Source organism: Microcystis sp. LE19-131.1A, assembly GCF_027532015.1.
Taxonomy (GTDB): Bacteria; Cyanobacteriota; Cyanobacteriia; order Cyanobacteriales; family Microcystaceae; genus Microcystis; species Microcystis ichthyoblabe_A.
Genome location: NZ_JAPZSS010000282.1, coordinates 1 through 9,912, shown reverse-complemented (window position 1 = coordinate 9,912; position 9,912 = coordinate 1). Strand labels below are relative to the sequence as shown.

Annotated in this window: 8 protein-coding genes and 1 pseudogene; 3 read left to right on the top strand and 6 right to left on the bottom strand. The window is 43.7% G+C overall.

Translation table 11 applies throughout. The features are described from left to right. Positions 1–166 (top strand): annotated as a pseudogene (locus O9323_RS20015) (DUF4164 domain-containing protein); the annotation flags it as partial. Between the two features lie 321 nt (positions 167–487). Here O9323_RS20015 and O9323_RS20010 read toward each other — a convergent pair. The 5 genes from O9323_RS20010 to O9323_RS19990 form a co-directional block, all read right to left on the bottom strand. Then, complete coding sequence (locus O9323_RS20010; RefSeq protein WP_288125642.1) at positions 488–2,821, bottom strand: tetratricopeptide repeat protein; 2,334 nt, start codon at positions 2,819–2,821, stop codon at positions 488–490. A 202-nt stretch (positions 2,822–3,023) separates the two neighbouring features. After that, positions 3,024–3,413, bottom strand: coding sequence for a hypothetical protein (locus tag O9323_RS20005; protein ID WP_288125641.1), 390 nt, complete (start codon positions 3,411–3,413; stop codon positions 3,024–3,026). A gap of 321 nt (positions 3,414–3,734) precedes the next feature. Then, on the bottom strand, positions 3,735–4,655 hold the full coding sequence (locus tag O9323_RS20000) for a hypothetical protein (protein ID WP_353851603.1): 921 nt from the start codon (positions 4,653–4,655) through the stop codon (positions 3,735–3,737). 76 nt (positions 4,656–4,731) lie between these two features. Then, positions 4,732–5,535, bottom strand: a complete 804-nt coding sequence (locus tag O9323_RS19995) for a type 1 glutamine amidotransferase (protein WP_012267906.1) — start codon at positions 5,533–5,535, stop codon at positions 4,732–4,734. Between the two features lie 163 nt (positions 5,536–5,698). Further along, positions 5,699–7,036: a Mur ligase family protein gene (locus tag O9323_RS19990; RefSeq protein WP_288125639.1), complete on the bottom strand. Its 1,338-nt coding sequence runs from the start codon at positions 7,034–7,036 to the stop codon at positions 5,699–5,701. 163 nt (positions 7,037–7,199) lie between these two features. On the opposite strand from O9323_RS19990, the gene O9323_RS19985 reads away from it, so the two are divergent. Then, on the top strand, positions 7,200–8,390 hold the full coding sequence (locus O9323_RS19985) for an HhoA/HhoB/HtrA family serine endopeptidase (protein WP_288125638.1): 1,191 nt from the start codon (positions 7,200–7,202) through the stop codon (positions 8,388–8,390). 76 nt (positions 8,391–8,466) lie between these two features. Then, complete coding sequence (lptC, locus tag O9323_RS19980) at positions 8,467–9,615, top strand: LPS export ABC transporter periplasmic protein LptC (RefSeq protein WP_002791741.1); 1,149 nt, start codon at positions 8,467–8,469, stop codon at positions 9,613–9,615. 68 nt (positions 9,616–9,683) lie between these two features. Here the strand turns inward: lptC and nuoK are convergent. Continuing rightward, positions 9,684–9,912: NADH-quinone oxidoreductase subunit NuoK (gene nuoK, locus O9323_RS19975; RefSeq protein ID WP_288125637.1), on the bottom strand; the 229-nt coding region annotated here is incomplete at its 5' end.

The window sequence follows — 9,912 nt, the reverse complement described above, 5'->3', positions numbered from 1 at the left end:
GCTAGAGGTAGGACAAGCAAAACTAACTGAGAAAGTCGATGGGATGGATAGAAGACTAGAAAAGGTGGAAGGAACCCAAAAAAATCAAGTTTGGACGTTAATTATCCTTTTAGGAGGAGCGATCGGCACGGCAGCGTGGCGCTCTTTCTTTTCTGGTAATCCTTAGAAATATTGCCATAATTTCTCACTTTAGGGTAGTTATGAGGGGAAATTAGCAGATGTCAAACTCAGGTTAAAAATAAGGGATATTTAACCCATCCTACCGATAATTAGGGCTTGCTGAAAAAGTACGGGCGAAGCATTCGGGCAATAACCTATCGGTGAAACCGTAGATTTTCTATCCGAATGCTTCGCCCCTACAGGACGCGGGCCGATGAAGACGCAAGGTTTTGAACGACGATTCTCTCAAAATCTTGCACCTGTTTCGCTCGTAAAGCCCCAAAACCCTTACTTTGCCTACATTTCACATTTATTCAGCAAGCCCTAATTATGCTTTCCTCAACCATCTTTTTAACAATCGCCACAATGCCACTATTATCCCCCCAATTAAAACGAAAGGAAACATCACCACCCCCAGAAAGAAAGCAACGATTAAGGGATATTTTCGGGTTTCTAATTGCCGAATTGCCTGATCGCACTTTTGAACATATACTGCTAACCCCAATGCTTGATATAATTCCCGCGCTTGAAGATATGCTTCTTTCGCTTCCGATATACGATCGAGTTTATAGTAGGTAACTCCCAGATTAAACCAAGCATTCGCTTCACCCCACCGATCACCGATTTCCCGAAGGATTGCTAAGGACTGTTGATAAAACTCGAGCGCTTTTTGGTATTCTCCTAGGGAACCGTAAACAGCGCCTAAATTATTGTAGGAATTCCCTTCACCCCCCCGATCACCGATTTCCCGTGTGATTGCTAAGGACTGTTGATGAAACTCGATCGCTTTTTGGTATTCTCCTAGGGAATTGTAAACATTGCCTAAATTATTGTAGGATTTCCCTTCACCCCCCCGATCACCGATTTCCCGAAAGATTGCTAAGGACTGTTGATGAAACTCGATCGCTTTTTGGTATTCTCCTAGGGATTGGTAAACATTGCCTAAATTACCGTAGGAATACCCTTCACCCCCCCGATCACCGATTTCCCGAAAGATTGCTAAGGACTGTTGATGAAACTCGATCGCTTTTTGGTATTCTCCTAGGGAATAGTAAACATTGCCTAAATTACCGTAGGATTTCCCTTCACCCCCCCGATCGCCGATTTCCCGTTGGATTGCTAAGGACTGTTGATAAAACTCGATCGCTTTTTGGTATTCTCCTAGGGAATAGTAAACAGCGCCTAAACTGGTGAGGGATGCGGTATATTTCCAGTGGGTTTGATCTTCCTGTTGTTGGTAAACAGTGACTAATTGCAGGTAATAATCGGCTAAGATCTGATAATAGCCTCCCCGGGTAAGAAAATCATGGATAGGACGGAGAATATCAAAAGCATTGTCGTAGTCGGTTAACTGATAGCGATGATAGAAAATTTCTAGGTAAGGTTGCACATCGTTGAGGGTTTCCCACGAGTCGGGTTTAGCAATAGAAAGATAATAGGCGATCGCTTTTTGGTGTAATTCCCTTTGATCGCCGGCTTTGTATTGTGCATATTCCCAAACTAAAGGCTGAAAACTAAAAATTCGCTGGCGATTTTCCTCTTTTTCTTCTAATAATGATCGTCGCTGTAATTCTCGCAGATCTGCCGTGATCTCGGACAGTGCGCTCTCCGGGTAATTATCCATCACCGCTTTAGCTGCCGGAGAATCAAATTCTCGACGATAAATGCTGGTTTTAGTGAATAATTCCTGCTGTCTTTGGCTAAGTCGCTGAAAACTAGCATCTAAAACTAAAGCAATTCCCACTGTCTCTTGACGATGGCTACCCATCACCTGCGGATCGCTCAAAAGTTGTGATAAATTTCCTAATCCCAAATCCGCTAACCTTTCTAAACTGGGGTTTTGCGGAAATTCTGCTAAGAGCAAATCCGCCACCAATCGCAATAGTAATGGATGCCCATCCACCCGTCGAGAAAAGTTCTCTATATCCCCTGTTATTTGCGATTCCGCTAACAATTGCGCCCCTTCAGGTGGTTTCAAACCTTTTAGCTCAATCCAATGGTTAAAACCCCTAGTTTTTGGCTTTTCTCTGGTGGTGACTATAATTTTGCTGGTGTCCCCTTTTTCTATCCAAGCGGTGAAAAACTGCTGATAAAATTCATTATTCCAAGAACCATCTTCCCCTAATAAACTCTCTAGATTATCGATAATAATTAGGTGGCGATGGCGTTGCAATTGTCTGATTAAAGCTTCCTGTAAATCTATTTCTTCTTTGGGGACGGGATAACCAAAGTCCGTCAGTAGTTGGCGAGCTAAACCACTAAATCCCCCCAGATTTCCCGCTTCCCACCAAAAGCGTTTTGGGAATAAATCTTCATCGTCCCCTAGGGAAGGATCGAGGGGAATTTCCTCCTCAAAAATTTTGCTGGCTAGGGTAGATTTTCCAATTCCTCCAACTCCTTTGATGCCAATCATCGCAACATTTTGATCATTAAACCACTGCTTAATTTGGGTGATTTCCTCCTCCCTTCCCTGCCAATGGACGAGACTTTTTCGAGCATTTCCTCCCTTGAAAATACCCCCCGATGGAGTTTCCAATCGGTTTAAAAGTTCCTCGGAAAGTATTAGATTTTTAGTCTCGATTTTGCCAATTAAATTTACTTTAGATTGAGCCTGTGCCGTTGCCGATAGATTAATCTCGTTGGAATTAGTTTCTGAAGTCATGAGAAAAATTGGGGGTTTTCTTGAGATAAAAATTAGGATGGCTCTCTTGTCTTTCCTGTGATAAGTTTGATTAATCGATCGCTAGTTACTCTTTGTGTCCTTTGTGCCTTTGTGGTTCATCCTTCTCTTCTGGCAAATAGGGAATAATAAAATGTATTCAGTGATACATTTTACCCAACTAACCCAAGAGAGACATTAGGATTTAGAAACTAACTTTACCTGCCTCGATTTTTCCTACCATTTTAACGGTACTATTATCATAAGCTGTAGCATTCATGGCGATATTTTCTTGATTGCCACTGTTGATAACTTGTTTAATTTGTTGTGCTAGGGTTTGGATTTCTTGGGCAAAATTGGAGTCTTTGAGCATTTCTACCTGTAAAAAAGGAACCACTTGCTGTTCAATCATTGCCTCGGATTTGGTTTGTTCGGCTGCCGCTAAAACCTTGGCTGCGGTGGGTTCCTTTTGTAACTTTTGCTTAATTTTTTGCCACAATTCTACACCTTTATCCATTGCTCCTTCCGTTAATTTACCGATAACAGCTTCAAAGGCGATTTTAGCGATCTCGGCGGCGGCTAATTCGGCTAACATAATTATCAATGGGGGTAATTTTTCGCCATTCTAGCACAACTATTTGGGGATGAAAGCAGGAAAGTCAATCACTGATGTTATCGGGAATCAGCGTTCCTTTGATCCCCCCTTAATCCCCCCTTGATAAGGGGGGTGTTGATCCCCCCTTAATCCCCCCTTGATAAGGGGGTGTTGATCCCCCCTGTTCCTAGGTTTGGTTCATAGTAGGGTTGATTCATGAATCAACCCTACCCTTGATAAGGGGGGTGCCGATACCCCCTTATCTTAGAGCCAAAAAAGACAGGCAGGGAGCCTGTCTAGAAAACCAAACAAATTTATCTATCAGTTGGCCACAAATAGGGAGTTTTTTGCGTCAAATTTCCAAGCAATACCATCGGGATCTCTGATGCGACTCCAATCGGCGAATTCTGTTTCGGATTTATTTTTCTTGTTTCTACCCAAAACGGCCGGAGTAACTCCTAAACGTTTAGCCAAATCCGCCAAACTCATCGATGAGATGGTTTCAGATACAGTGGTTAGGGATTCTTCCCTAACTTCTGATTCTGACTGGAACAAAGAACTGGCAGAACTGTTTAAACTAGGATTAATTATCTCCTCCGGTTCTTGAATTACCGTTTCTTGAACAGAGATTGCTGCGGTATTTTCTTCCTCTTTTTCCTCAAATAATTTACCTAAATTAGTCAGAGATTGGGAGGAGGAAATAACAGGAACCTCCGAGACAGAATTTTCGCTTTTCTCGGCGACAATCAGGGGGGATTTAGCCTCCTGCGATTGCTCTAAATTGGTCAGGGGAGATCTCGAGGCAGTAATCGCAGGAACTTGTTTTTCCTCTATTTCTTCTAAAGAGGGGTCACTCTCATCAAAAATACTACCCAGGGTACTGGCGGTGATAAAGTAATAGGCCATACCTTTATCGCCTACAGCTTTTTTTTGCGCCCCAAATTCCTCAGCTTTTCTGTCTAAAAATTGTCTGGCTAATTTGGCCGTGAGATTGGCTTTTGCCGATAGGTCAATCGGGGTGAGACAACCTTGATTGTCCTGTAAAAGTTGATTGAAATAGGGGTTAATCACCGTCGATAATTTTGACCAGCGATAGTCTTGCCACACCTTGACTGCCAGAGTTAAGAGGAAGACAAGTAGGATCAATGGCCAAGCGGTAAAAACAAGGATGATTAGCACCGCTAGGGGGATGATGAGGACGAGAAACCCCGCCGTTTGACGATCGATAATTTTTCCAGTCATAATTTCATAAGCTGCCACAATTAAAATTCTTAATGGCTAGTTTGACTATCTCCTGCCATAAGTGTATATGACCAGTTTAGGCTTTATTGGTCACGCCGGTTAGTTCTAGTCGTTCAAACATGGCAAATCGTGCTTTCAGGGCCAGAGAATCATCAAGTTTTGTTAAAAAAATCGGTTTTTGATACTTTTGTTCTAAAGCTTTTTGGATTAACCAATCGGCTAAAAAGGGATTTTTGGGTAGTAAGGGACCGTGGGCATAGGTAGCGATCGCATTGTGGTAAAATGCTCCTTCATAACCGTCCTCTCCGTTATTTCCGTAGCCAGTAATCACCTTTCCCAAGGGAGAAACGGTTTGTAAATAGGTACGACCCCCGTGATTTTCAAAGCCAATTACTAGCGGTTTTTCCCCAGTCATAGCTTTAATTTCCTCCGCTAAGGGAGAGGCAGTAATTTCAAAAACCACGTTACCGATACAGCGTTTTGCATTGGGACCAGGATGTTTACTTACTAGGTCTAATAATCCCAATCCTTCGATTCTTTGACCGAAAGCTGGTTCGTAATAATGCCCTAATAATTGTGGGGAACCACAGGTAAAAACTCCCGGTATTCCTGCCGATAATTGTTCTTTCATCGCCGCTGCTTTTTTACCCTGTAAATCGCGCATAACGATCTCCTGTTGCCGATCCTGCGCTCCACCCCCAACAATTATATCTACTTGATAAAATGTCTCGGCTTCTGTTTGAGCATCTAGGGGAATAATTGTCACAGGAATATCACGCCATTGACATCTTCTTTGGATAGTAATAACATTACCTCGATCGCCGTAGGTACTCATTAAGGTCGGATATAACCAGCCGATTTTTAGTTCTAGTTCTTGCATAATTTCTTAGGGGATTAGGGGATTAGGGAATGGGGGATAAGACACAGGCTGCATCTCAAGTTTGTAGAAATATCAAAAATTATTACAAATATCTGAACAACTGCGTGTAAGCATCTCACAAAAAAAGCTAATGTAAGCTTGCGCTTATGTCCCCCTTTTATTTCTACAAAATCTTTCGGCCTGTGAGAATCTCTCGTACTTCTAACATAGCAGAATAGGTGGGTAAAATATGTAAAGTTTCCTCATTTTTGGTGTTATTAAGGGCAATTTGTAGCGCTTTTTTTAGATCGGATTCAACAATTAAATTAACCGGATAAGCGAGACTATCCTGACTATATTGTAAGCGCAAAGCCATGTCATAAAGTCGATCGCCTGTTACCACTAAAGTTGTTCCCAAACGGGTTAATTTTTCCGTATCCACATCCCAAATCCAAGAAACATCCGTCCCGTCGGGGATGCGATCATTGAGAACTAAGAGAGTAGTAGAAGACTTTTCTTTCTGTAAAATATCAGCCACTGCGCGAATTGTTTCATTCATACCTACGGGATTTTTAGACAGTAAAATTCTAACTTTTTTACCCTCAATTTCTAATTCTTCCGCTCGACCAAAAGCCGCTTTAAAACCCTGAACTGTCTCAAAAATTTCTCGATCTTTAATCCCTAATTCCTGGGCTACTAAACCCGCCGCTAAAGTATTATATTTATTATAAACACCGATTAAAATCTGCGGCCAATCGTGACTATGAAAAGCAGGACTACTCTTTTTAAAGCCGCAACTAGGACAACTAAAATCCCCTAAATGGGAGAGATAAACTCCGCGATAATCCAAAGAAGCACCACATTTAGGACAGTAAATAGAATCGACAGCGTGGGGAATTTCTTCTAGATATAATTCTGGTTCACTTAAGCCAAAATATACAACTCTTTGGGGCAGTTGTTGACCCAAATGGGAAAGAGTCGGATCATCAGCATTGAGAATCACTAAAGTATCGGTGGGTAGGGGAGATATGGCCCCTTGCCAACGGCGACTAATTGTATCCACTTCCCCATAGCGATCGAGTTGATCGCGAAACAAATTAAGAGCTAAAATAGCGCGAGGACGACAATCTTTTAAAACCAAAGGGAGAATATTTTCATCCACTTCTAAAATGGCATAATCAGCCTTTAAAGTGCCGAATAAATTGGCATCGGCTAATAAAGCAGTGATTAAACCATTAATTAAATTTGCCCCAGTGGTATTATGGGTGACTTTTGCCCCCTGACGCTCTAGAATAGTTCTTAGGAGTAGGGAAGTGGTAGTTTTTCCATTCGTGCCAACCACCAAGATTACCCCCCGTCGGACTTGCCCACAGAGTAGGGGTAACAAACGGGGATGGAGACGACGGGCAATTTCCCCCGGCAAGACGCTGGCGGCCCCTAAACGGAGTCCTTTAACCACAGCAGTAACGGTTTTAGCCACCGCTACGGCTATCCCTAAACGGATGCGATCAAACAATTGCATGAAGTGAGATTCTTATAGCTGTTTCGTGATTTTACCCCTAAAAGAAGACCCGTAAACGGGGTAAGTTCCCATTGATTCTTTTCTACTGACAAAAAAGACAGCCTATAATATAGGTAAGTTTGGGGCCGATTCTACCGCACACGACATTTTAGGGCTAGAGCTTATGGGTTTATTGACAAGATTGGGGATTTCACTGGGATTACTCGCCCTAGGTGGTACTGTGGGAGTGCTAGGAAATCAGTATTTAAGCAGAAAAGCGCCCCTAGAGGTAAATAAACCGCCGGCAATCCTCCCCGCTTCCCTCTCTCTCCCTGTTATTACCCAAACCGACGGCAATGTTAATTTTATCGCCCAGGCCGTGCAGAAAGTCGGGCCGGCGGTGGTGCGGATTGACTCGGCCCGGGAAGTGGCCGACCAAATTCCCGAAGAATTTAAACAGCCCTTTTTTCGGCGCTTTTTTGGTAATGAAGTGCCGATTCCCAGGGAGCATTTGGAACGGGGAACCGGTTCCGGGTTTATTGTTAGTACAGATGGACTACTTTTGACTAATGCCCATGTGGTGGAAGGGACAACCCAAGTAAAAGTGACTTTGAAAAACGGTCAAACTCATCAGGGTAAAGTCCTGGGGGTTGACAATATGACCGATGTGGCCCTGGTGAAAATCGAGGCGGAAAATTTACCGACGGTGACTTTTGGCAAGGCCGAAACTTTAATTCCGGGGGAGTGGGCGATCGCTATTGGCAATCCCCTAGGCTTAGATAATACTGTTACGGTGGGCATTATTAGCGCCCTAGGACGCACTAGCAGCGAAGTGGGGGTTCCCGATAAACGGGTTCGTTTTATCCAAACCGATGCCGCTATTAACCCCGGCAATTCCGGCGGTCCGTTGCTGAATGCCAAGGGGGAAGTTATCGGCATTAATACGGCAATTCGGGCCGATGCTCAGGGTTTAGGGTTTGCCATTCCCATCGAAACCGCCCAAAAAGTGGCGGGACAGCTGTCTAGTAAGGGTAAAGCGGAACATCCCTACATCGGTATCCAGATGGTGACGCTAAACCCAGAATTACGGCAGCAATTGAATGAAACTAAAGAATTAAGCTTTAATATTGACCAAAATGAAGGGGTAATCGTCCTGCGAGTGGTGGAAAATTCCCCCGCTCAAAAAGCCGGAATGCAACCGGGTGATATCATCGAAACTGTGGCAGGAAACCCCGTTAAAACTGCTTCGGATGTGCAGCAAGGTGTAGAAACCAGTGCGATCGGTGGTAATCTGGAAATCGAGATTAACCGCAGGGGTAAACAACAAACTCTCACCGTTCAACCGGGGGTTTTTCCCAGCAAAACTAGCGAGTAAACTACTTTCAACCGGTCAAGGGGCGACCCCTTACCCTACACTGGGAGGAGAGAAAATAGCAGCGGAGCGATCAAAATTGAGGCAGCGGTTACAATTAAAATTATCAATTGGGCGCGGGGCTGCCCTTCTAATCGGTTTGCTGGGATTAACAGCCTGTCAACCTCCCGATCCGCCGAAAATTTCGCCGACAGAATCGCCTAAAATTGAGGAAACTGGCCGATTAATTCTCAATAATGCCACCTTAGAACAGGCTAACCCCTCCGGACAACCCCTCTGGAAAATTCAGGTCAAAAAAGCTACCTACACCCAAGACCAAAAAATCGCCCGTCTGGAAAATATCAAGGGTAATATCTATCAAGATGGGAAAGTAGTTTTACAGGTTAGTGCTGACCGCGGGGAAGTTTACAAGGAAGGACAGGAAATTCTCCTCAAAGATAATATTGTGGCTGTGGATCCCCGCAATAAAGCCATTATTAACGCGCCGGAATTGCGTTGGCTACCCAAGGAAGGTATTTTAATCTCCCCCAAAGGGATCAAAGGTAGTCATCTACAACTAGAAGCCAAGGCCCGCCAAGGACGCTACGACACGCGCCAAGAAAAACTAGAATTACAAGGTCAAGTGGTGGCTACCGCCAAGGAATCTCGTGTCGTCCTGCAAACCGAGCGCCTGTACTGGGAAATTCCTCAACAAGTCATTAGTACCGATCAAAAAGTCGCTTTTGATCGCTATATTGATAAAACTATTATCGATCGCCTTACTGCTATCGGCGGTCGTTGGGAAAGAAAAAATAATCAGGTTATCCTGCAAGAAAACCTCGAATATCGCTCTTTAGAACCACCTTTACAGATTTCTGGTTCTCAGGCAATTTGGAACTATCAAAATCGTACCCTAACGTCCGATCGCCCCACGGAAATTTTTCAATATCAAGATCAAATCGCTATTACTGGTAATCGTGTGGTGGTGGAATTAGGCAATCGCATCGCTTATCTCAAGGATGGGGTTAAGGGGATTAATCAGAAAACTGGGGCGCAATTGTATAGTCAGATCTTAACTTGGAAAATGTCGGAAAAAATTGTCGAGGCCGAGGGGAATATTATCTATGAACAACAGGAACCAAAATTTAATCTCACCGGCGATAAAGCGATCGGCACTTTAGAAGATAATAACATTGTTGTTACCAGTAGCTCCCCCGATCGAGTTGTCACCGAGATTTATCCCCGTTAACAGGGAAAATTGGCCAAAGAAAACTCTCCCCAGAAAAGGGAGAGAGGGGGGGGTAAATATTTAAAAGCTTACCATTTGAGCAGATTAAACTGTTCCATATCGATGGTGTCGCGGTTACGATAGATGGTAAGGATAATCGCTAAACCCACGGCTGCCTCGGCTGCCGCTACGGTAATCACGAAAATAGTAAAAATTTGGCCTCGGATATTAGCGGGGTCAAGATAGTTGGAAAAACCCATTAAGTTAATGTTAACAGAATTGAGCATCAATTCGATCGACATTAAAACCCGGACGGCA